The sequence below is a fragment of the Paenibacillus sp. 1-18 genome (genome assembly GCF_000520755.1).
GTDB lineage: Bacteria > Bacillota > Bacilli > Paenibacillales > Paenibacillaceae > Paenibacillus > Paenibacillus brasilensis.
The window spans coordinates 19,173-40,384 of record NZ_ASSB01000101.1 but is presented as its reverse complement, the minus strand read 5'-3'; the positions used below and the strand labels follow the sequence as shown (position 1 = coordinate 40,384).

Annotated in this window: 24 protein-coding genes; 17 read left to right on the top strand and 7 right to left on the bottom strand. The window is 43.5% G+C overall.

All coding sequences use genetic code 11. From position 1 onward, the window contains the following. Positions 1-311 precede the first annotated feature (311 nt). From L693_RS0107070 to L693_RS30485, 6 genes are all read left to right on the top strand, one after another. Entirely contained in the window at positions 312-1,499 is a 1,188-nt protein-coding gene (locus tag L693_RS0107070) for a hypothetical protein (RefSeq protein ID WP_025716669.1), read from the top strand. Positions 1,500-1,525: 26 nt separating this feature from the next. Beyond that, positions 1,526-2,719 (top strand): hypothetical protein, encoded by a 1,194-nt coding sequence (locus L693_RS0107065; protein ID WP_025716668.1) that lies wholly within the window; start codon positions 1,526-1,528, stop codon positions 2,717-2,719. A 62-nt stretch (positions 2,720-2,781) separates the two neighbouring features. Further along, entirely contained in the window at positions 2,782-3,867 is a 1,086-nt protein-coding gene (locus L693_RS0107060; RefSeq protein WP_025716667.1) for a hypothetical protein, read from the top strand. Positions 3,868-3,884: 17 nt separating this feature from the next. Continuing rightward, a complete protein-coding gene (locus tag L693_RS0107055; protein ID WP_025716666.1) occupies positions 3,885-5,222 on the top strand; it encodes a hypothetical protein in 1,338 nt (445 codons plus the stop codon). 20 nt (positions 5,223-5,242) lie between these two features. Then, on the top strand, positions 5,243-6,637 hold the full coding sequence (locus L693_RS0107050) for a hypothetical protein (protein WP_025716665.1): 1,395 nt from the start codon (positions 5,243-5,245) through the stop codon (positions 6,635-6,637). 26 nt (positions 6,638-6,663) lie between these two features. After that, a complete protein-coding gene (locus tag L693_RS30485; protein ID WP_197029841.1) occupies positions 6,664-6,810 on the top strand; it encodes a hypothetical protein in 147 nt (48 codons plus the stop codon). Positions 6,811-6,866: 56 nt separating this feature from the next. On the opposite strand, the gene L693_RS0107040 is transcribed toward L693_RS30485, so the two are convergent. Both L693_RS0107040 and L693_RS0107035 read right to left on the bottom strand, forming a co-directional pair. After that, the gene (locus tag L693_RS0107040; RefSeq protein WP_025716664.1) at positions 6,867-7,220 is read right to left on the bottom strand and encodes a hypothetical protein; all 354 of its coding nucleotides are present in this window, start codon (positions 7,218-7,220) and stop codon (positions 6,867-6,869) included. A 307-nt stretch (positions 7,221-7,527) separates the two neighbouring features. Continuing rightward, on the bottom strand, positions 7,528-7,875 hold the full coding sequence (locus tag L693_RS0107035; protein ID WP_025716663.1) for a hypothetical protein: 348 nt from the start codon (positions 7,873-7,875) through the stop codon (positions 7,528-7,530). A 79-nt stretch (positions 7,876-7,954) separates the two neighbouring features. On the opposite strand from L693_RS0107035, the gene L693_RS31900 reads away from it, so the two are divergent. The 10 genes from L693_RS31900 to L693_RS0106985 all read left to right on the top strand — a co-directional run bounded on the left by L693_RS31900 (position 7,955) and on the right by L693_RS0106985 (position 17,614). Further along, positions 7,955-8,083, top strand: coding sequence for a hypothetical protein (locus tag L693_RS31900; protein ID WP_269320829.1), 129 nt, complete (start codon positions 7,955-7,957; stop codon positions 8,081-8,083). 322 nt (positions 8,084-8,405) lie between these two features. Beyond that, positions 8,406-8,750 (top strand): hypothetical protein, encoded by a 345-nt coding sequence (locus tag L693_RS0107025; RefSeq protein ID WP_025716662.1) that lies wholly within the window; start codon positions 8,406-8,408, stop codon positions 8,748-8,750. A gap of 173 nt (positions 8,751-8,923) precedes the next feature. Further along, entirely contained in the window at positions 8,924-9,997 is a 1,074-nt protein-coding gene (locus L693_RS0107020; RefSeq protein ID WP_025716661.1) for an ABC transporter substrate-binding protein, read from the top strand. After that, the gene (locus L693_RS0107015; RefSeq protein WP_025716660.1) at positions 9,997-10,926 is read left to right on the top strand and encodes a nucleoside hydrolase; all 930 of its coding nucleotides are present in this window, start codon (positions 9,997-9,999) and stop codon (positions 10,924-10,926) included. The genes L693_RS0107020 and L693_RS0107015 overlap by 1 nt, the downstream gene beginning before the upstream one ends. A gap of 27 nt (positions 10,927-10,953) precedes the next feature. Continuing rightward, on the top strand, positions 10,954-11,775 hold the full coding sequence (locus tag L693_RS0107010) for an ABC transporter permease (RefSeq protein ID WP_025716659.1): 822 nt from the start codon (positions 10,954-10,956) through the stop codon (positions 11,773-11,775). A 6-nt stretch (positions 11,776-11,781) separates the two neighbouring features. Beyond that, positions 11,782-12,570 (top strand): ABC transporter permease, encoded by a 789-nt coding sequence (locus L693_RS0107005; protein WP_025716658.1) that lies wholly within the window; start codon positions 11,782-11,784, stop codon positions 12,568-12,570. A 16-nt stretch (positions 12,571-12,586) separates the two neighbouring features. Beyond that, positions 12,587-13,645, top strand: a complete 1,059-nt coding sequence (locus L693_RS0107000) for an ABC transporter ATP-binding protein (protein WP_025716657.1) — start codon at positions 12,587-12,589, stop codon at positions 13,643-13,645. Positions 13,646-13,673: 28 nt separating this feature from the next. Beyond that, positions 13,674-15,401, top strand: a complete 1,728-nt coding sequence (locus tag L693_RS0106995; RefSeq protein WP_025716656.1) for an adenine deaminase — start codon at positions 13,674-13,676, stop codon at positions 15,399-15,401. A gap of 424 nt (positions 15,402-15,825) precedes the next feature. After that, on the top strand, positions 15,826-16,305 hold the full coding sequence (locus tag L693_RS0106990; protein WP_025716655.1) for a Dps family protein: 480 nt from the start codon (positions 15,826-15,828) through the stop codon (positions 16,303-16,305). 151 nt (positions 16,306-16,456) lie between these two features. Further along, complete coding sequence (locus tag L693_RS0106985) at positions 16,457-17,614, top strand: nitric oxide synthase oxygenase (protein ID WP_025716654.1); 1,158 nt, start codon at positions 16,457-16,459, stop codon at positions 17,612-17,614. A 14-nt stretch (positions 17,615-17,628) separates the two neighbouring features. Here L693_RS0106985 and L693_RS30480 read toward each other — a convergent pair whose 3' ends face one another. After that, positions 17,629-17,790 (bottom strand): hypothetical protein, encoded by a 162-nt coding sequence (locus L693_RS30480; RefSeq protein WP_197029840.1) that lies wholly within the window; start codon positions 17,788-17,790, stop codon positions 17,629-17,631. 121 nt (positions 17,791-17,911) lie between these two features. Between L693_RS30480 and L693_RS0106975 the strand changes: the two genes are divergently transcribed. After that, positions 17,912-18,385 (top strand): hypothetical protein, encoded by a 474-nt coding sequence (locus L693_RS0106975; RefSeq protein WP_025716653.1) that lies wholly within the window; start codon positions 17,912-17,914, stop codon positions 18,383-18,385. Between the two features lie 73 nt (positions 18,386-18,458). On the opposite strand, the gene L693_RS0106970 is transcribed toward L693_RS0106975, so the two are convergent. From L693_RS0106970 to L693_RS32350, 4 genes are all read right to left on the bottom strand, one after another. Then, a complete protein-coding gene (locus L693_RS0106970; protein WP_025716652.1) occupies positions 18,459-18,896 on the bottom strand; it encodes an AbrB/MazE/SpoVT family DNA-binding domain-containing protein in 438 nt (145 codons plus the stop codon). A gap of 179 nt (positions 18,897-19,075) precedes the next feature. Then, positions 19,076-19,795: a 3-ketoacyl-ACP reductase gene (locus tag L693_RS0106965; protein ID WP_025716651.1), complete on the bottom strand. Its 720-nt coding sequence runs from the start codon at positions 19,793-19,795 to the stop codon at positions 19,076-19,078. 271 nt (positions 19,796-20,066) lie between these two features. Further along, positions 20,067-20,396 carry a PadR family transcriptional regulator gene (locus tag L693_RS0106955; protein ID WP_025716650.1) on the bottom strand — a complete coding sequence of 110 codons (330 nt, stop codon included), beginning with the start codon at positions 20,394-20,396 and terminating at the stop codon, positions 20,067-20,069. Between the two features lie 603 nt (positions 20,397-20,999). After that, complete coding sequence (locus L693_RS32350; RefSeq protein WP_442950166.1) at positions 21,000-21,167, bottom strand: hypothetical protein; 168 nt, start codon at positions 21,165-21,167, stop codon at positions 21,000-21,002. Positions 21,168-21,212 lie beyond the last annotated feature (45 nt).

Genomic DNA, 21,212 nt, shown 5'->3' with positions numbered 1-21,212 from the left:
GTGATTAGTTGTAGGAAACGAAAAAAAATTGCGGTGTCGATAGGTAAAATTGTGTCATTAGTCATAATCCTTACATTATATCCAATTATCTACAATCAAATAATAGAGTTAAACGAATGAAACTAGAGTTCTCGAATGGGCAGACCATGATGTAGATAATGATTTTTTAAGTAACGAATTTCCTGATGGTGCCGTTCATACCTCATTTGTGAAAATAACGATTGAGGCCGTAGAGCGAGGAACCAAATATCACGATACGTGTATGTCGGAGATACGTTTCTTCTAAGCATCCCTAACAAAGGAGAAGGCATATGAAGTGGAAAGAACCAACGTTTGGTGCAACACCTATGTTGAAAGCTTTAACTACGGCTAATGCACACAGGAAAGCAAAGGCTTTTGATCTGGCGGCAGAACAAAAGAAACAAAAACTGAATTACCCTGATTGGGCCCAGACCTGGATGCGTAAATACAAAGAGGATTGGTATATCGCTCAAGCCAACGGTGACGAAGCCGGCATGCGGAAAGCGCAAAAGCTGGCAGAGGGCCTTCGTAGCAAGCTCCGTGAAATGGCGACGATGCCCAAGTGGGCCCAAGAGCAAATGCAAAAAGAAACCGTTCGCTGGATGACTGCTGAGGCAAGCGGGAATATCAAGCAAAAGCTAGCTGCTGAGGAAGCGGGACGAGCTATACGTGAGAAATTGGGTCTGATTAATACGAGCACTAAAGTACCGCTAGAAGAACCAGTTACCAACGAACCGAAGGATGAACCTACAAAAAATGTAGAGACCCCGGCTGGGAAATGGATACCTCCTGAATTTCAGTATAACGGTAGTTCTGAAGCTGAGAAATATTTCAAAAAGCATTCAAAAAAATTTATTAAACAGAAATGGAATCAAGAAAAGCTGCACAGTTTGTGGGAAGCTACAAAAAGTATAGAAAAAACGTATCATATTCAGCTTGATCCACGCCTTTTGTTAGCTATTATTATTCAGGAAGGAACGGGAAGCTTTAATACGAGCAGTACGAATCGAGCAGCCGACGGTCAGCATGGTGTCGAGACTAATTATGCAAAGGATTTGGTGAAGGCACATAATTTAATATTTGGTAAAATATTGGGATATATTTATTATGGTGAGGAATTTAGACAAGTTGTAATTAAAAACAACAACTTGAAGGGGATTAAAGGTAAAGGTGATATATATCAATACTGTAGTTGGAAAACCCCGATTGTAAGAATGAATTCGAAGAGAGTAGATTATGGGCCGTATGCTGGCCATGGTACATGGGGCGGAGATGTAAAATCCATTTATGACAAACTAAGTAATAAAGAGTCTGATAATTATGACTTATATCTATCAAATATTAGTAAAAGCACAGCTCAGAATATTGCTAGTTCAGAAGGTATAAAACTTCCTGTTATTACCTTCAAGGCACTCCAAAATGCCCAAGATAGTCATGGCTATAAGATTAAAGAGTGGACGGTAACGGGCGAACGATAAGTTAAAATTCGAAAAGAGGAAAAGAAGTGTACAAGCCAAGTTACGGTTATTTTATTATATTGATTTTTTTGGCTTTAGGAGTAACCGCATGTAGTCTTTCAGACATCAATACTTATAACAATGAGAAAACAGCTACTGCTAAAGCTAAGCAAGAAAGCACTGGCTACTATCCAGAGAAAAGAACAGACAAAGCCAAAAATGTTGTATCTGCCGATCCTAAACCCCTTCAGGATGAGGACTTCACAATATCATATCGGTCGCACAAAATTGATAAGAATACGGATATTAAAGAACTTATCCATAAGTGGGGTTACAGTGAGGGATACGATAGCTTCAATCGGGGATATATTAGTGGGAATGGAACCTACAGAAGATGGAACTTATCTTATCCTAACTATAAAGATTCAGAAATTCGATTTATAGTTCTATCTAAGATCGAATTTGAAGGGGAGGAACCAGTTGATGGTGAAAGCTATCTAGTAGCCGTGAGCTTGGAAAGTCCCAAGTTTAAAACCAAAAGAGGCTTGAAGATCGGTGATACACTTGGCAAAGTACTACAACTCTATGGCCAGCCTAGTATCATAACAAATGAGAGTCTGCTCTATTCCAAAAACGGCTTGGATTTGAGGATTCTGTGGGATACTAAAACAGAGAGAGTAGACAATATTTCCATTGGATATAAAATGGAGAAATCCATAAAGCAGCAACGCAGCGCTGATTATGTAGATGAAGATGCTCAGCCCGACCCTGATCTGGAACCATATACTATTCAAAGGGAACAATCATTTACCACCACTCTTAATGGATGGGGAGAAGTAAAGTTTATCTCCACTTTAAAAGATGAGGATACGAATGATCTGATACAAGCAAAGTTTTTTTTGGAAGCTAACAGCGGAAAGCATGCGGAAAACAAGGTTCAATACGAGTTTCCTGAATTTTATGGTAACAACGGTAGGATGATCGACAGGATCAAGGCAGTGAGCTTCAAGGATTTAAATCAGGATGGGCGTACGGACATTGTCATAATTGCGGATTATATCACCGGGGTTAATGCACATGGTATAGAGACTCACCCTGTTGCGGGGATTTACTTTCAGAAAAAGGACAATACGTACACTACCCTGCCTGAACTGGATAAGAATATTAATCAAACAGGCCATAATCGAACGCTTCGAAATGTCATTCAATACGTAAGCAATCAACGAATAAACGTGCAATAAGTAATGTAAGAAGGGAGTTTTGAAATGAACTTTATAAAAAAAATAGAATACTATTTTTAATAGTGTTAATTGGTTTGCTATTAAATGGTTGTTTGGGAAAACAGACGAATGAGAAGCAACAAGCAGTTGAGCCCATCAAACCTAGTACTCAAGTGATAGAGCAAACAGCTGTGTCGGAACCAGAGTCTACTAATCAAGATCGAAATAGCAATATTGTTACTCCAATAAATAAAAGAAATAGCGTTCACCCTACAGATTCTAACGCATTAGATCAGTTTATAAAGAAAATCCAACCTCAGGATGAGCATCTACAAAAATTATTAAAAGAAGATTTGGACCGTGATGGAAAGCCGGAATACGTGCTTGCTTTTGGGTTAGAAAAAGAGGAAATTGACAATATATTTGTAATCCGGGAGGATGTCGGCTATCACATCATTGGTAAACTAGAGGACCCAGTTATAGTTGTGCATTTAAATACAGATGTAAAGATCATGAAGCTGGATCAAACAGATAAGAAATTTATCGTTGTATACTCTATTGGCGACGGAGGCGCTTACTCTGAGGGATTCTCTATATATGCCTTGGAAAATAATCATATCAAAAGCATAAATTCCGATTTTCCTAATGCTACTGGGCAAGGAATTCGGACGTTGAAGGATGCCAATCATGACGGTGTCTTTGAAAGTGTAGATTATTACGAGTTTAGTGACACTCAGGAGCATACCGTCGTGGTCTATCAAAAATATGATGGAACAGGGCCTAAAAAAATGGAACTTTTGTATAAAAATAAAAGTAAAAAGTTTGTATATCCAACCGATCCCAAGGCTGTGATACAGAATTACTTGGAAGTTGATTATCTCATGAAATGGTTTGACTTACCTTTCCCTGAAATGGACCAGATTACAGATCCGGCAGTAAGGCAAACGTATGACTTTGAGGGTGTCATTGATTTCTCGGGTTTAGAATATTTAGCTTACTCGGGGCTGGACCTGAGTTTTGATGAGATTAGCAGTGATGATAACCGAAAAGTATATTTGGTAAAAGATAATTCATTAGAAGAAAAAGCGAAAAAAGAAATTACATTCACGTTGGAAAAACAGTCGGGCAAGTGGAGGATTATGGGTATAGAGTTAAAAGATAAATTGTAGAGAGCGTGATATTCAGCATGAATTACTTAAAGGGCGGTCGTATTTGCTGCATGTTGTTATTACTAATTTCCTGTGTAGTAATGAACGGATGTACAAAGGGGAATGATTCTTCAAAAGCAGAAACAATCCATGCGCTTCCTCTCCAAAATAAAGCCAAAATGATTTCCGATTCGAAAAGGCTGAATGCGTTGGTTGGGAAACTTCGTATAATCAACAATGAGAATATAGATTCTGAAGTCAGACAAAAAAAGATTGATGAGTTCACACAGGGTCTCCATTTGTTGTTAAACAAACCAGAAAGTGTAGAGATGAAGGATGGAGAATTAGTAGAAAAGTTTGATAACAATCTCACTATCTTAACCAAATCGTTTCAGTTAAAAAGTGGACGGCTAAATGTTAGAGTTGTGAATTATAGAGCACCCACTACGGTGACAGGTACGATCGGAGATAAATACACATTTATTCAGTGGTGGAGTACGAAGCAGCTTGTGCATGCCCAGATGATTGAGGATGGCGGGCCAGAATTAGCTACAGATTTTATCGTTCGGAATTCAGACCATGGAACACGGTTGCTGTTAGGGGGATATGTTTCAATATATCATCCAAACCCGGTATTTGTTACTTTATGGGAATTATCAGGTCAAAAGTGGACGGAGAAGAAAATAGCAATAGATAAGATGAAGCTCCCGGATTCGTGGGAATTGAACAAGGATGTGGATGAGTTTATTTTAGAAAATCGACAACATGATAGCATGAGTATCGAAGTATTAGACCACGGCGATGGTTTCTTAATAAACAGTGATGATCCTGAACAGAACATTATCATTGAGTTTTCTAAAAGTAGAGAATTCCGTATTGATTCTGCACATAGCTCCGTTGTTAACGGAGGAAAATTAGATACCAATCAATATGAAATTGAAGAGTCACAGTCTTTTCAAACCACTTTCGAAGGCTTTGGGAAAGTACAGTTTGTATCTACTTATGGATATACGGATGGTTTTCGTAAGTACTTCTTCTTTCTACTAAATAAACAAGGGCATATTTTATATTCATTTCCAAAGTTCTACGGGAACAATGAGTGGGTTGCATTTTATGGAGGCGTAAAAGCGGTAGCTTTCAAGGATGTAAATAACGATGGTTTGAAAGATGTTATCATCATCGCCAATGTGGATAGCGGGATTGGGGGGCCTGATAGAATTGACCCTTTCCCCATAGCAGACATTTATTTCCAAAATAAAAATAAAACCTTTACCACACTCCCTGCACTGGATCAGGCCATCAATGATAAAGGACATAATCAAACCATTAAAGATGTCATTCAATATGTAAGCAAACAACGGATAAACGTAAACTAACCGACCAAAGGAGCAGAAACATGGGATATCCAATCATCAAGTATAACGGAGCTGTTCTATCTCTTCAAAATCCGAAGGTTAAAGTTGTACAGAAAATGAATGAGCATGTGAAAGTCTTTTTGACAGGTGTGTTAAACGGTACTCAAATGGAAGAGTACACAGCTCATATGGATGCAGGAGCCAAGCTGGTTATTTCTTATGTGAACGATGAGCATAAACAGATTGTGTTGTTCAGGGGATTAACCACGCAGATCCGAATCAAGCTGGTGTCCAATGTAGCTCATTTGGTCGCTGAAGCCGTATCCTATACAAGCCAGCTGGATGAAGTGCCTCACAGGCAGTCTTTTCAAAATGTAAAGATGAAGCTGCAGACATTGCTGGAGCATGTGCTCAAGTCCTATCCTAAAGCTAATTGTACGAGCCAATTAAAGGATCAGCTTTTACAGGAATTTACGATGCAATTCGATGAGACGGACTGGTCGTTTCTGAAACGTATAGCGTCTCGGCTGGGCTGGGGATTGATACCTGATCCGGTAGGAGAAAAACCTCAGTTTTATTTTGGGTTACCGGATGGTGTCAATCAAGGGGAGCTCAAACAGTATAACTACTCCATGACCAGAAAAACCAAGCCAGGGGCCAGCAAGGACGACAACCTTTTGTATTATAAAGTGCAGACGACAGGGGCCAAAAATGTCCTGCTGGACATTGGGGCTGAGGTCAAATTCAAAGGGAAAAACTTGTACGTCTTGCAGTCTGTTGCGTTTGTACGGCACAGTGCCTTGTGGCATGAATATGTGCTGACGACAGCGGATGGAATGAAGCAGGATTTGATTGTAAATGAGAACATTCGCGGTATCTCATTGAAGTCCAAGGTCATTGGAATTGAGCAGGATCATGTGAAGGTATTCTTTTATGAAATGGATAAGGTAAAGCCGAACGTCAAGGAAACCTGTGCTTTTCCAACAGCTACATTTTATACATCGGAAGGGAATACGGGATGGTACTGCATGCCAGAGCTGTTTGACTTTGTAGACATCTATTTTCCGACCCCTAAAGAAAAAGACGCCATTGTAACCCACTCGATCCGCAAGAGATCCAAAGAGGGCGACTTTATTAAGGACCCGTCAACAAAGATCTTTATGACCAAGTACCGCAAAGCGATTATATTTGAGAAAAATGAAATTTTAATCACCGGGAACGACGATGAAGTGGTGATTCGACTGCTGGATGACCATGGAATCGAATTGCGGAGTAAAAAGGACATCCGTGTTAAGGCTGATGGAAACCTGGTTTTCAATGCGGGTAACACAATACAAGTCACAGCGAAGGATGCGATCGGTTTAAAATGTAAAACGAGTTTGGTAGAAATGGATGGTAACATCAAAATGACTGGAGAAAAAATAAAGACGCAATAATTAAATTATCGTGAGAGGTAATAATCATGGCTAAAGTAACTACTGGAGCAATCGTGAATGAGAAACCGCCAACCCAGGAAGATATAATTCAAGAATGGAAACGTAAAATAAGCAGAGGCGAATATCCTTTTATTCATGTAAATCAGCATCGTACCAAAAGTGAAGAACGGTAAATGTGTCTTGTGACGACTGGGAAAGGCTCCTAAGGAGCCTTTTCTGCATTCATGGTTCAATATTCTGAATACTTTTTAGGATTCCGGCTGTCAATGAACCATTCTGGTCCGCTAACATTAAGAACTTCTTTCTTTTTATAATCGTAGGCAATAGATATGATTTGATCTTCATGCCCTTTTATATAGCCACGAAGATAAACAGTAGAGTTAACATAACTGCCAATAAATTCGTTATTTTTGTATATAAATTCTGCATTGTAGTATTTTCTAATATAGTCTTGCCCGATAGGTATGCCAGCTTGTATGATTTCTTCTTTTTCTACCTTCGATGTGTACTGCATGTAATAAAAAACACCTACAAGAATGGAGAGCGAGACAAGAACAGTAATCCAAAATTTTTTCTTTTTCAATACATTTTCTCCTTCTGGCAAAGTGAACACACGAAAATCTGTCTTTAAAACTGTACAACAATTAAAGATTATGTTCATCTGTGCAATCTTCTACTAACATACAGTTACAAAGACCTATTTAACAGAAACCATGTACTAAGACCAGATATACGATATTCAATGACTTTATACTTATTTTTCCTCTCGGCTATATCCCTTGTAAATAGGATGAACTATAATAATACTACTTCTTAATATGGGAAAAATTAGACTTTAATATTGGCAATAACCTATTTTAAAAATGAATTTTTTTTATAAAAAACCCTTCTCAGGAAGAAGGGATCTTGTATTTGGGAACCTCACTGTCAATAAACCAATCCGGCCCGGAGACATCGATGACTTCTTTCGTTTTATAGTTATAGTAAATCGTAATTTTGCTGTCTTCGTGACCTTTAATGTATCCATACAGATATATCCTTGAGTGGACGGCCGGATCATCTACAGCATAATCCTTTAATATGAAATCGGCGTCATAGTGTTCCTTGATAAATTTCACGCCGATAGGAGTAGCTTCGCCTACTAATTCTTTTTTTTCGTTGTTAGACAAGCTGGAACAACCTCCTAAGTACATAACCATTAAAATAAGTGCCAGAATTAGTGGGATTTTTCTGTTCAAGTTACAATTCTCCTATTCTGGTAATCATCTTGTTCATAACTCTATAATATATTTACATAATAGACAAGGTGGGAATGATGTGACCTTCATTAGCGATAAAACATATTGGACCATTGCGGATAGAATATATGACCGGGAACTGACTGCTAAAGACTCAAAAAGCAGGGTTGTCCCCGACTGGAAGATTGTTCTGGCGGAGTACGGTTAAATGTACTTAGAAAAATCATGTATATAGTAGAAGAAAAAATTATTCTTCCGGAATGGCGACAATAACGCCTTCGGAGTCCGCCTTAATTTTCCTTGCAGGGAAATATAGTCGGTTTTCTGTATTTCCATATATTCATAGGCCAGAGGGCGCTGCAAAAAAACGCGATGATGTCCCAAACCTCTACAAAGTTCGACATATTGTTCGCTTTTTCGCATCATATATTATTGGATCGGGGATTCTGATTGCTATTTATCGTATATTTATGTATAATCTATCGTGTTGATAGATTGATTGTACGTAATATGCTGATGAGGGTGGGTTCATGACGCTGCTCGACAGTAACGAAAGCAAGAAGCGGATGTGCCAGATTTACAACGAGATTTCAAAGGAACTGTTCGGCTTCGGGACCACGCTGCTGCGGGCCACCGTTGAGAACAACATCGTTACCTTTGTAGCGAAGCACCGGCGTTCTCCACGCTCGGCGGCATTGGAAGTGGAAGCCCCCGGCTTGAAGCTGGAAGTGGATTTCCGAATGTCCATGCTGTATAAAAAAAGACTTCGCGAAAAGCTGATTAAGGATATGGGGCTCGAAATTGAAGCCTTGCTGCGCGATTATGATTCAGCAACGCAGTGGGCAATTACGAACATCATATTGAAAGCATCCTAATACAATTGGATATTCGGCTTTTCGCTTCGGATCTATCTGAGGGGAGAACCTGTATAACGCGCAGCGGGATCAACTTATTCTTTGTTCACGAAGAAAAGTATTCTTGTTTTACAAGAGTACTTTTCTTTTTTGTGTCATTAGGTGTGCCAAATTAAAAACAGGGGGAGATTCTAATGAAAAAATGGTTTAAGGGATTCGTGGCTGTGACCTTGGCATCTGTGGTACTGGCTGGTTGCGGCAGCAATGCTACTGGCGGTCAGACAGATGGGAAAAATAGCTCAGCTGACGGGAAAAAGAAGCTGGTCATTTCCACATGGGGCTTTTCCGAGGACTTTTTCAATAAAGAAGTGTACGAGCCCTTTGAGAAGGAACATAACGTAGATATTGTTGTCGAAATTGGCAATAACGCAGAGCGGTTGAACAAAATTAGTCAAGGAAGTACCGATGTCGATCTGATCTATCTGTCTGATTATTATGCTCAACAGGGGATTCAGCAAGGGTTGTTTGAAAAGCTGGATCGCAGCAAGGTGCCGAACCTGAATCAAATCTATGATATTGCAAAGGCACCGCTGGGCGAGGATTATGGTCCTGCTTATACGGTGGGCCGTCTTGGGATTGCCTATAACCCGGAGCTGGTGAAAAAGAGTGTGACCTCTTGGGCTGACCTGTGGGGCAGTGAGTTCAAAGGAAACGTGACTCTGCCGAACATCACAGCTACAGCTGGACCGATGATGGTAGATGCAGCCTCCAAGGTAGCAGGTAATAAGGAGTTTAATGAAGACCAGGCTTTCGGGAAACTGAAGGAGCTGAGTCCGAATATCGTTAAGTTCTATAGTAAAACATCCGAGTTCGTCAACATGTTTAGCCAGCAGGAAATCGCAGGCGGGCCGATTATGGAAATGTACTTTAAAGATTTGCAGGCGGCTGTCCCAGGAGCAAAATTTGTATCTCCAAGTGAAGGCGCTTATGCCATAATGAACACGATTAATGTAGTCAAAGGCTCCGATCAAAAGGAGCTGGCTGAGGAATTTATCAACTGGCAGCTGAGTAAGGAAGTTCAAGAGAAGTCTGCCAAGGCGAAGGTTGATTCTCCGGTGAACACACAGGTGGTACTGTCCGGTGCGGATACAGAAGGAATTACGTACGGTACAGATGCAGTGAACAAGCTGACCAAGCTGGATATGAAATTCGTTAACGACCATATTAAGGCATGGACTGATCGCTGGAACCGGGAAGTTACACAATAATGAAAAAAGTCATATTGGATGTAGACACTGGTATTGATGATGCGTTGGGTATTTTGCTGGCCGCCAAAAGCGGTCAGCTGGATATCCAAGCGATTACTACGGTATGTGGCAATGTTTCGCTTAAACAAGCAACCTTGAATACATGCAAGATCCTCGACCTTCTGGATAGAACAGATATTCCGGTTTATCGGGGGGCCGAGGCGCCATTAATACGCAAAGGACTGCATGAGCACCGTGTGCATGGAGAAGACGGAATCGGAGGCGCATTGAGTAAAGTGATCCCGGCCATATCTGAGTCCGAAGGTTTTGCACCGGATATTATCATTGATACAGTGATGACTCATCCGGGAGAAGTCACGCTCATTTGCACCGGTCCGCTCACCAATCTGGCGCTGGCACTTCTGAAGTGTCCCGAGCTGACGGACCGCGTTGATCAAGTCGTTTTTATGGGCGGTGTTATTCATGGCTGCGGTAATATTACCCCTGTTGCCGAATATAACATGTATGCTGACCCGGAAGCGGCGCGGATCGTATTTCATGCCGGATTTAAGCGGCTGTTACAGGTGGGGCTGGATGTAACACGGAAAGCACTGCTGACAGCCGATCATATTGCCCGCTTGACCCATCCGGCCATTCGTACCTATGTGGCTGAAAGTACAGCCGTCTATACCAAACGATATGAGGAACGCAACGGGGTTAAAGCATGTGCGCTTCATGATCCGCTTGCCGTGGGCGTTGTGCTGAATTCGAGGCTGGTAGAAACCTCGCTGCTGTATGTTGATGTGGAAACCTCTAGCCGCTTATGTGACGGACAAACGGTGGGCGATGTGCAGAACCGTCTCAATCATAGTCCCAACATGGACGTATGCGAGCAGGTGGACAGCGAAGCTTTTCTGGAATTGTTTATCCAGGTGCTGAACAAGGAATAACATTTTGATAACCGCAAGGAGCTACCCATGAAGAAAACATGCTTGTATTGGCTGCTGCTGCCAGGTCTGCTCTTTCTGGCGGTGTTCATGGTCATTCCAATTGTGCTGACGATCGGCTCGACCTTCGTACAGAACAGCTCATTCACCCTAGAAGGCTATCTCCATTTCTTCAAGGACCCTTATTTTCTGAAAATATTGCTGACTACACTGGAAGTTAGTGTCGTTACGACACTCGTGTGCATATTGTTGGGCTTCCCGACAGCTTATTATATTTCGCAAAAGGCCCCGCGCCGTAAAGGAATTTTGCTGGCGCTGGCTATCTTCCCCTTGTTGACGAGTCCAGTGGTGCGGTCATTTAGCTGGATGGTCATTTTGGGTCGCAAAGGCCTGTTAAATAACGTGCTCATCAGTTTGGGAATCGTGGACGAGCCGTTGAATATTTTGTACACTCCGGCGGCGATGATTATTGGTCTTGTTCATTTGTTTTTACCGCTGATGATTATTTCACTGATCGGTGTACTTGAAAATATCGACGGTGATCTCGTTCATGCTGCTCAGAGCCTGGGAGCCTCAAGATTCAGCGCATTTCGTAAAATTGTATTTCCGCTGTCTGTGCCGGGTCTGATCATCGGAAGCATTCTTGTTTTCGTGGGCAGTCTGACTGCCTATACGACACCAGCATTGCTTGGTGGAAAGCAGCGGGTTATCGCTACATTTTTGTATCAGAACGCGATGACACTGAACGACTGGTTTTTAGCCTCCGTTATTGCAACCATTATGATTGTCATTACATTTATCGTGGTCGGTCTCTTAAATAAGGCGGCCCATAAACTCAATCCGAAGGGGTAGGTGGATATGCGGGAGAAACATTATGGACTAGGCTTCTTCAGCCTGCTGGTCTTCATCTTTCTGCTCGGTCCGCTGTTGATCATATCGGTCACTTCTTTCGAGCCGGGCACGGTATTAAAATTTCCGCCGCAGGGCTTTTCCTTGCGCTGGTATGAGAACATTTTTGAGGTGGACTTGTTTATGTCCACATTCAAAACGTCGATTGTCGTCTCTTTGTTGGGTAACATCATGGCACTACTGATCGGTATGCCTGCTGCTTATGCGCTTAGTCGTTTTTCATTTCGCGGGAAGGACGCGCTGAATGCTCTATTCCTCTCCCCGTTGCTTATACCGGGTATTGTTTTTGGCTTTACACTGCTGCGTTATCTGATTATTGTGTATCATTTGCCGGTATACGCTGGACTTTTAATCGGACATACGGTGATTATGCTGCCGTTCATTATACGGGTCATTGCATCCAGCTTGTCTAACTTTGATTTTGCGATTGAGGAAGCAGCGCTTAGCCTGGGAGCTGGACGGCTGGAAACCTTTTTCAAGGTGGTTCTGCCCAACATCCGTTCAGGTATTATTGCGGCTATCCTGATTGCCTTTCTGGAATCATTCAACAATGTCGACATTTCCGTCTTCATGACAGGACCGGGCTTTAGCACCTTGCCTATTCAAATGCTGACCTACGTCGAGAATTATTTTGACCCGACGATTGCAGCAATTTCGGTTATGCTGATGATTTTGACCGGTATCCTTATGTTCTTGATCGAACGACTGATGGGATTGTCTTACTTCACTAAAAGGTAATGGAGGCTTCAACCTTATGGCACTTCTTACTCTGGATCGCGTATCGGTCGCTTACGACAACCAACTGATCTTGCAGGATTTCGATTTGCAGCTCGAACGGGGGCAACTGCTTTCGTTACTCGGACCGAGTGGTTGTGGCAAAACGACCACGCTGCGTCTCATTGCAGGATTTCTCGAAGCCAAACAAGGAACTTTTTTGTTTGGTGATAAGGATTATACCCGGCTTCCGGTCAACAAACGGAATTTCGGTTTTGTATTCCAAAGCTATGCACTCTTCCCGCATCTATCTGTTTTTGATAATGTTGCCTTTGGTCTGCGTTTACGCAAGGTTAAGGAAGATAATGTTAAACGCCGTGTGATGAATATGCTGGATACGGTCAGTCTGCGGGGCTTTGAAAAGCGTTTCCCCGGTGAATTATCAGGAGGGCAACGTCAACGTGTCGCGATTGCCCGCGCACTCGTGATTGAACCTGATCTGCTGCTGTTTGACGAACCGCTGAGTAACCTGGACGCTAATCTGCGTATGAATATGCGTGTGGAAATCCGACGTATTCAACAGGAATTAGGGATCACTACCGTGTATGTATCGCACGATCAGGAGGAATGTTTTTCGATTTCTGATCAGGTTGCGATTATGAATAAGGGGAATATTGAGCAATTGGACGCGCCATCGACCATTTTTAAATACCCAACGACTGAATTCGTTGCCCGTTTTATCGGGTTTAATAATTTCCTGACTTTTGACGAACGTACTGAAGAAAAGGAACATATTCAACTCCGTACAGGCGATCTGGCATTCAGCGTAGCCCGTAATCAAGGGACAGTTCAGCCGGGTGCTCGTCAAGGCGCTATTCGCCCGGATGATTTGGTCATTCGTACGGAAGGCAACGAGACAGGGGGAAATGAGCTTCCCGGTATCATTAAGGTGAGTACGTATCTGGGGCGTAGCTATCAATATGTAGTAGAAACGGCGAAGGGAAGCTTTACCGCCAATCAGGAAATGGATACGCCTTACCTCAGTGGTCAACGGGTTACTCTGCATTTTCCGGCAGATAAAATGGTGCTGGTCCAATAATCAGCGGGTTCGACGAAGGAGATACATCATGCGTGCAGACAAAATGATTTTACAAGTTAAGGTGTATAACAGTTACTATAAGACGTTCGAGGAAGGCAATTTAGCTATACTTGACGGCAAGTTTATGTATATCGGTCAGCGTGGTCTGGAATCATTCGAGGCTGCTGAAATTGTGGAAGGGCACGGGAAATATATGATTCCCGGTCTGATTGACATCCATTTGCACATCGAAAGTACCATGGTGACACCATCCACTTTTTCCTATGGGCTCATTCGCAACGGTGTGACGACGATTGTACCGGAGCCACATGAAATGGCGAATGTTTTTGGGCTGGAAGGAATTCAGGAAATGATGGAAGCCAGCAAGGATTGCGTGGCAGATATGTTCTACGGTATTCCAAGCTCTGTCCCGGCAACGCCTCTCGAAACCTCAGGGGGCGAAATAGATATTCCTGAGATTGATACTCTGCTGCAAACCGGCGAGATGATTTGCCTGGGTGAAATTATGAACTATGTGGATGTGATTCGTGACCCGGAAAGCAAGACGAATCGCATCCTGCGACATGTTCGTGAGCATTACCCGGAGCTCATTATTGAAGGTCATACTCCACAGCTGCTGGGCTTGGACCTGCATCAGTTAATCTATGCGGGAATTGGTTCAGACCATACGCATCAAAGCATTGAAGGTATGAAGGAACGGATGGCCGCCGGGATGTTTATTGAGATTCAGGAAAAATCCATGACCCCTGAGGTGATGGACTACCTGATTCAGGAAAATGTGGCACAGCATTTTTGCTTCGTAACGGATGATGTGATGCCAGACTCCTTCGTAGAGCGAGGGCATCTGAACCATATTGTAAGTAAAGCGATCCACATGGGGATGAAGCCCGAGGACGCCATTTATGCGGCTACCTATACTCCAGCGGCACGAATGCGTATGCATGATCGCGGAACGATTGCACCGGGAAAAATAGCTGATTTTGTATTGCTGTCCGATCTTGGCCAGTTTGATGTGGATCAAGTCTATAAGGACGGGAACAAGGTATTTGATAAATTCGAGGAATACCATCAGGAATTGATGCAACGCAGCTTTCCTGCTCACTTTTATCAAAGTGTTAAGCTGGAGCCGCTCACGGAGCAGGATTTTACGGTAGAGATGGATGTAGCAGATGGTATACATCAATGCCGTGTCATGATGGTCAAGGATGGATCGACCTTTACAAGCGAACGGATTGCATCTGCACAAGTGGAACAGGGTGAGCTGATATGGGAACATGGCGAGCATGGACTCATCGCTACGTTTGAGCGGTATGGCAAAAACGGCAATCGTGCCTACGGTTTGATCGGGGGAGATACGATCAAACGGGGGGCGGTGGCAACCACCTATTCGCACGATAACCATAACCTGCTGGTCGTAGGGCATAACAAGCAGGATATGGTATTGGCCGCGAATACGGTTCTTTCCAGCCAGGGCGGTTTTTGTGTAGTTGAAAATGGCAAGGTACTGTCCCATTTGCCGTTAACCGTAGGCGGGATTTTAACAGAAGGACCGCTGGAAATGGTTGCGGCCCATGTGAAGGAGCTGCGTTCAGCCTTGTTGTCACTGGGCTATCGCCATTACAATCCAATCATGTCGCTGAGCACTCATTCCTTGCCGGTCAGCCCGGCCTTGAAAATTACCGATCACGGCCTGATTGATGTAAATGCGGGCAAAGTTGTTTCCTTGATCGTTGAACCTTCCGAAGTGCCAGAATAATAGTAGAGCCGATCCCTTTGAGGGTTGGCTCTTTTTTTGTCGTAATTGAGGCAAAAAGCTAGGCTATGAATTCAAAAGCCGGAGCCGGGGAAACTGTTTAGCAGGGCGATTACGCCAATTTGTCCTGCATGGTAAGTAGGAACCTGCTCTTATTGATGTAACCTATGTACAACAGGTTTATACAGCTTGCGGGATAATGGCTGAACTGGCAACTTCACATAATCTTCATGATTAAAACTGAATAAAGACTTGAAAAACATCGTCATAGTGTTATAATTAAAACAGGATTTAGATTAAGTCTAAATTAATTGCTAAATAATTATTGGATTCACGCATTGGATTTAGAAGAAAATCAGAAACTACTGCTAACGAGCATCCAGCTTTACACCAACCATATTATGAATGACGGAGAGGGGATTTTAACATGAGTACATTAAATCATACGAATGCGCAACCTACACAAGAGGCTATTCAGGAATTGCATAAGGCTTTGAATCGTCAGGTAGCTACCTGGTCTGTGTTGTATACGAAGCTGCATTATTTCCACTGGTACGTAAAAGGTCCTAAGTTCTTCACGCTGCATGCCAAATTTGAGGAGCTTTATAATGAAGCGACAGCTAATCTGGATACGATTGCTGAGCGTCTGCTGGCCATTGGTGGCCGTCCGGCTGCTACCTTGAAGGAGCATTTGCAACTGTCGGCCATTCAGGAATCAGCAGGTGAGCAAACAGCCGAGGATATGGTGAAGTCCGTTGTAGCTGATTTCAAAACCATTACTGTTGAACTGGCTAACGGCATGGAAGCAGCGGATGCAGCACATGATAAAGCAACAGAGGATCTTCTTAATGGTTTGAGAGAATCGATGGATAAACATATCTGGATGCTCAGTGCTTATTTGGGATAAGGATTTGGGATAGATTTCCACGGATATGGAGATCAGGTGAACAAGACATACATCCCGTTGGTTCCAGTCTGCCACTGGAGTATAATGACGAGAAGGTGTGGTAGACCACGAGGCTCATAAGTAATAGAGCTACCGGGATGGGGTGTGTGTTATGGAAGTGAAACAACAGCTTTTGCATGAAGCAGAGCAGTTTATATATACATGTTATGAGGAGCTGGGCCGAAGCCGCGATGAAGCGACAGCCCGGCTTCTTCATATTCGTCGCGACATAGAGGCTACTGGAATGTATGATCATACGTACGAAGAGCTGGAGCACGGGGCACTCATGGCTTGGCGCAATAGCAATCGTTGTATCGGTCGCTTATTTTGGGACAAGCTTTTAGTGAGGGATGCTCGTTACGCGTCGGATGCAGATGAAGTCGTAAACGAGCTACTGGAGCATATACGCATAGGGACCAATGACGGTAAAATTAAGCCGACGCTGACTGTATTTCGCGCCTCCAAGCCAGGATTGCCGAATATTCGCATCTGGAATCATCAGCTTATTCGTTATGCAGGCTATGAAACAGATGAAGGGGTGATCGGGGACCCGATCTCGGTGGATTTCACCAAGGCTTGTAGAGATATGGGATGGCAGGGAGCCATGACACCTTTTGATATTTTGCCGCTGATTGTGGAAGCGGGTGGACAGCCTCCCAGGCTATTTGAGATTCCCAAGCATTTGGTGCTGGAGGTACCCATCGAGCATCCGGAGCTTGCAAGCTTGGCTTCATTGGGATTGCGTTGGTATGCGGTACCAATGATTGCGGACATGACGCTGGAGATTGGCGGTATCGTCTATACGGCGGCTCCCTTTAACGGCTGGTATATGGGAACCGAAATCGGTGCACGCAATTTTGCGGATACCTTCCGTTATAACATGCTTCCACAGGTGGCTGAGCTGATGGGGCTGGATACTACCAGCGAAACAACGCTATGGCGTGATCGGGCGCTGGTGGAATTGAATATTGCTGTGCTCCATTCTTTTAAAAAAGCAGGAGTCAGCATTGTCGACCATCATACCGCAGCGGCCCAATTCCGGCTGTTTGAGGAAAGGGAGGCCAAGGCTGGGCGCGCGCTGACAGGCAATTGGACATGGCTGATCCCGCCGTTATCCCCAGCAACAACGCATATTTTTCACAGTTCCTACGATAATCGGCTTGTGAAGCCGAATTTCGGGGTTCAAGAGAAGCCATATTTGCCAAGACAAGCTGATACAGATTCAGTACTACAGCAGAAGTCACAAGGCTGCCCTTTCCATTCTGGATAAAAGAATAAACTGGATTAGGGCTCAGGTTCATCCCATACAACGATAAACAGGGTAGCTAGCGGCCCAATTAACAGTGAGAGCAGGAACCAATTAAGCCTACTCCGATTTTTGGACTGTGCTAAACCAGCATTAATGAGGGCGAGTGTTCCCCAGCCTACGTAATAATCTTCTGGCATGGTATTCTCCTTTGTAAAAAGGTATAATATCGTACTGTCATTGATATAAATACATCCATTATTTCATAAGTATGTAGTGAATTCAGCTTTTATATATACTGGTTTGAGGAGCGAAGCAAAGTTGGAGAAAAATCAGGCAGAGCGCATAGTCGCTGAGCTCTTGGAACGAGCTGATATAGGTGTGACGGTCAAGCTGGAGAAGCGTTTTCCAGGCGGACGACTGATCGGCGGCAAGTATGCTCTGAGTGCTCATGCCATTACGATGTATACGGACGTTATTGAAACCCAATGTTTGCAGATGTTCGGCAGCGTTGAACGAGTCGAGGAATATTTTATGGTTGTGCTTGCCCATGAGATAGGACACGCAGCTGATGCTGAGCTAGTGAGGCTCTCCGATGCGTTGGAGCAAGAGAGTGAGATAGGGACCCGGCAACAGCTTGCGCTGCAAATTGAAGAAAATGCATGGAATTATGCGCTCAGACTGGTGCCTGAAATAGAAGCAACGTTTATATCTGCCGTTATAGACGAGTCCTTGCTGGCCTATCGGGTCCCGGTTATAGAGCAATCTGACATAGAGCAATTTGACATTGCATAGGAATGATCACCCACTAGAGCTGATAGGCTCTTTTTTTGTGTCGCAAGATCAAGCAGGGGGCGATTGGAGAGATTCAAGACAAAAGCTTTTTAAGCTGTGACACACGCCCCTGAGACAGTTCGAGCATTTCAGCTAATTCTTTTTGAGATACATTAGGATGCTCCTGCATGAGCTTTTTTAATTTGTTCAGGAGTTCATTCTGACTTCTGTAACTCCTTCTTTTCTTGGGCGGGGCAGGACGGGCTTCATTCGAATGACTGGAAGGGTTGCCGCTCTTCAGGGATTCAATACAGTCTTTACATATCAGATGATCTCTAAAATAGCTTAAGTGATCTACGGCGCTACAAAAATAACAAGAAACCCCCGTATATTTGCGAATCATCAAGCCCTCTGGAGTAATAAAAAAATCGAGGGCATCACCAATATTAATATTCATGGAATTGCGTAGCTCCTTGGGCAGCACAATACGGCCCAAATGATCTAAAGGTCGTGTCATTCCAGTGTTTTTCATCATTTTTTCCCCTTCCATGAAATGCGCTTATGGTTGCGAAAGTTGTATGTTATGTATTCTGGAAGTACAAAGCGCTCATATTATGTTCTGCTTTAGTAAACTATGCCAAAAAAGCTCCGGCTTGCAGTTACGCTTACCGGAGCATGATACAGCCAATGAATCTAAGATGTCGTGTCAAATTATTGTGGGTTGGTTGTCCAAATACCGGCTACTTTTAATTGAACACGAGGAGGCAGCTTCAATGCGGCCAAAGTTAAATCAGCCAAATCCTGCGGCTGAAGCATGCGATCCTCGTCGCCAATAGGCAAGCCTGCGTTTGCCGCCAGTTCTGTATTGACGGTGCTTGGGGTTAGCGCGGTAACGCGAATGTTGGATTTGCGAACTTCCTGCATCAGTGCTTCCGTGAAGCCCATCAAAGCAAACTTGGATGCGCAATATGCCGAGCCTGTCGCAAAGCCCCGTTCTCCTGCTGTAGAGGAAATGTTAATGATATTTCCGCTCTGTTGTGCCAGCATGCTTGGGAGAGCCGCGTGTGTAACATAATAGGTCCCCAACAAATTGACACGAATAATACGTTCCCACTCTTCAGGGTCCATATCTGCGACTGTACCGAAGGTAGCAATTCCTGCGTTGTTGATCAAAATATCGACAGCGCCCAGCTCGTGCTCCAGCGATGCTACAGCGGCAGCAGCCTGTGTGCGATCCGATATATCTGCAACCGCGCTCACCACCTTCACGCCGTATGTACTTCCTAGCGAATCCTGCAATTTTTGCAGGTCAGTCAATGTGCGTGAAATTAACCCCAGATTAACGCCTTCCCTGGCCAAGGTTTCGGCAATTGCTTTGCCAATTCCTTTGCTGGCCCCTGTAATAATAGCTGTTTTATTTTTAAGTTCCATCCAGTCTCCTCCTTATAAATAACGGTGTGTACATATGAGCACATGGTTACATTATACAATTTTAAGTTCCTCGAACCAAATTTCGCCTCCACTGAGGAAGAAGGTAACGTACTCTGGGGAGCAGCAACGAAGCTAACCGATGCTGAGGCCAACGAAGCCCATATCACCCACAGAGTGGCTAGAATCGGGATGGAGATTAACAAATTGAGAAACAGTAGCGGGATTGCCTGGCTCTTGGTAATTCTCGGTCCCGCTTATAAGAAACTGTTCTCTATTCATCGGGAATTCCTTCCTCCAATAGGCTTGCGACATGATGGACAAAATCATTCCATTCCTGTGTAAGCATTATCGTATAATGGTTGCCTGTATCGGTCAGCCGATAATATTTGCGGGGAGGTCCCTCAGCCGATTCCTGTAAATAGGTTGTGCAGTATCCCTCTGATACCAAACGGCGAAGCAGTGGATATAAAGCCCCTTCGGCTACTTCAATATGACGGGAGACGGCCTGAGCCAAATCGTAGCCATATCGGTCCCTGCGACCAATTAGAACCAGAACGCACAGTTCTAGCACCCCTTTTTTGAATTGGATGTTCACATTCACGAGCGGTTCTCCCTTTCTGGATGTTATCAATGCTTCATAGATGTTGTTCGGAGTAATAAGGAAGAAACGTGTGTTGTGCTTAATTTATCACAGGTACTAATCATAGAACAGTAGTCAGGTATAATTTAACATCATGTACTGATTAATGCAAGGTGTTAAATTTTATGAAAAAACCTTCGGGTAAAATGACGGGCTTTGCTTCTCCGAAGGCTGCATATTTTAGCGAATATTGTAGAAGAAAGCAATTTAATTTGGGAATATCCCGAATACTGACGAATGTTGCAAATAGAACGCTGCTTTAATTTCATTTATTAAAATGATAGATTGTAAAGTATTCAGCAGAGTTAAAGATTACTTTTTATGGAAAATTGATCAAAAGATGGACTGGAAACGGGGGTACAGTATATGTCATATACGTCGACTATCCATTTCCAAATTCTAAATCTATCCACCATCATTATACGTCCATAGTGGAAAAATACCGGAATGCCTAAGGTGCATATACATTATATGATCTTGAATGGCCCCCTTCCGGCTTTAAGCAGAAAGGACCGGAAAGGGGATTTGTGAAAATGATGGCGTTGATGTGACACGATAAAGAACTCAGTTGGATACAGCCAACGCATCTCGGGCGGTCTGAGCGGCCTCCACCATTTGCCGCAATGCGGCGATAGATTCCTCCTTGGTGCGGGTTTTCAGGCCGCAGTCCGGATTCACCCAGAACAAATCTGATGGCAGGACGCGCAGAGCACGCTGGATCATATTCAGCATTTCGGACACATCGGGAATACGTGGACTATGGATATCGTACACGCC

Bases quoted from the DNA above. Each gene is read 5' to 3' on its own strand.
- L693_RS0107070 (WP_025716669.1), top strand. From the start codon at position 312: ATGAAGTGGAAAGAACCAACGTTTGGTGCAACACCTATGTTGAAAGCT.
- L693_RS0107055 (WP_025716666.1), top strand. From the start codon at position 3,885: ATGAATTACTTAAAGGGCGGTCGTATTTGCTGCATGTTGTTATTACTA.
- L693_RS0107050 (WP_025716665.1), top strand. From the start codon at position 5,243: ATGGGATATCCAATCATCAAGTATAACGGAGCTGTTCTATCTCTTCAA.
- L693_RS30485 (WP_197029841.1), top strand. From the start codon at position 6,664: ATGGCTAAAGTAACTACTGGAGCAATCGTGAATGAGAAACCGCCAACC.
- L693_RS0107025 (WP_025716662.1), top strand. From the start codon at position 8,406: ATGACGCTGCTCGACAGTAACGAAAGCAAGAAGCGGATGTGCCAGATT.
- L693_RS0107020 (WP_025716661.1), top strand. From the start codon at position 8,924: ATGAAAAAATGGTTTAAGGGATTCGTGGCTGTGACCTTGGCATCTGTG.
- L693_RS0107015 (WP_025716660.1), top strand. From the start codon at position 9,997: ATGAAAAAAGTCATATTGGATGTAGACACTGGTATTGATGATGCGTTG.
- L693_RS0107010 (WP_025716659.1), top strand. From the start codon at position 10,954: ATGAAGAAAACATGCTTGTATTGGCTGCTGCTGCCAGGTCTGCTCTTT.
- L693_RS0107005 (WP_025716658.1), top strand. From the start codon at position 11,782: ATGCGGGAGAAACATTATGGACTAGGCTTCTTCAGCCTGCTGGTCTTC.
- L693_RS0107000 (WP_025716657.1), top strand. From the start codon at position 12,587: ATGGCACTTCTTACTCTGGATCGCGTATCGGTCGCTTACGACAACCAA.
- L693_RS0106995 (WP_025716656.1), top strand. From the start codon at position 13,674: ATGCGTGCAGACAAAATGATTTTACAAGTTAAGGTGTATAACAGTTAC.
- L693_RS0106990 (WP_025716655.1), top strand. From the start codon at position 15,826: ATGAGTACATTAAATCATACGAATGCGCAACCTACACAAGAGGCTATT.
- L693_RS0106985 (WP_025716654.1), top strand. From the start codon at position 16,457: ATGGAAGTGAAACAACAGCTTTTGCATGAAGCAGAGCAGTTTATATAT.
- L693_RS30480 (WP_197029840.1), bottom strand. From the start codon at position 17,790: ATGCCAGAAGATTATTACGTAGGCTGGGGAACACTCGCCCTCATTAAT.
- L693_RS0106970 (WP_025716652.1), bottom strand. From the start codon at position 18,896: ATGAAAAACACTGGAATGACACGACCTTTAGATCATTTGGGCCGTATT.
- L693_RS0106965 (WP_025716651.1), bottom strand. From the start codon at position 19,795: ATGGAACTTAAAAATAAAACAGCTATTATTACAGGGGCCAGCAAAGGA.
- L693_RS32350 (WP_442950166.1), bottom strand. From the start codon at position 21,167: ATGCTGAATATGATCCAGCGTGCTCTGCGCGTCCTGCCATCAGATTTG.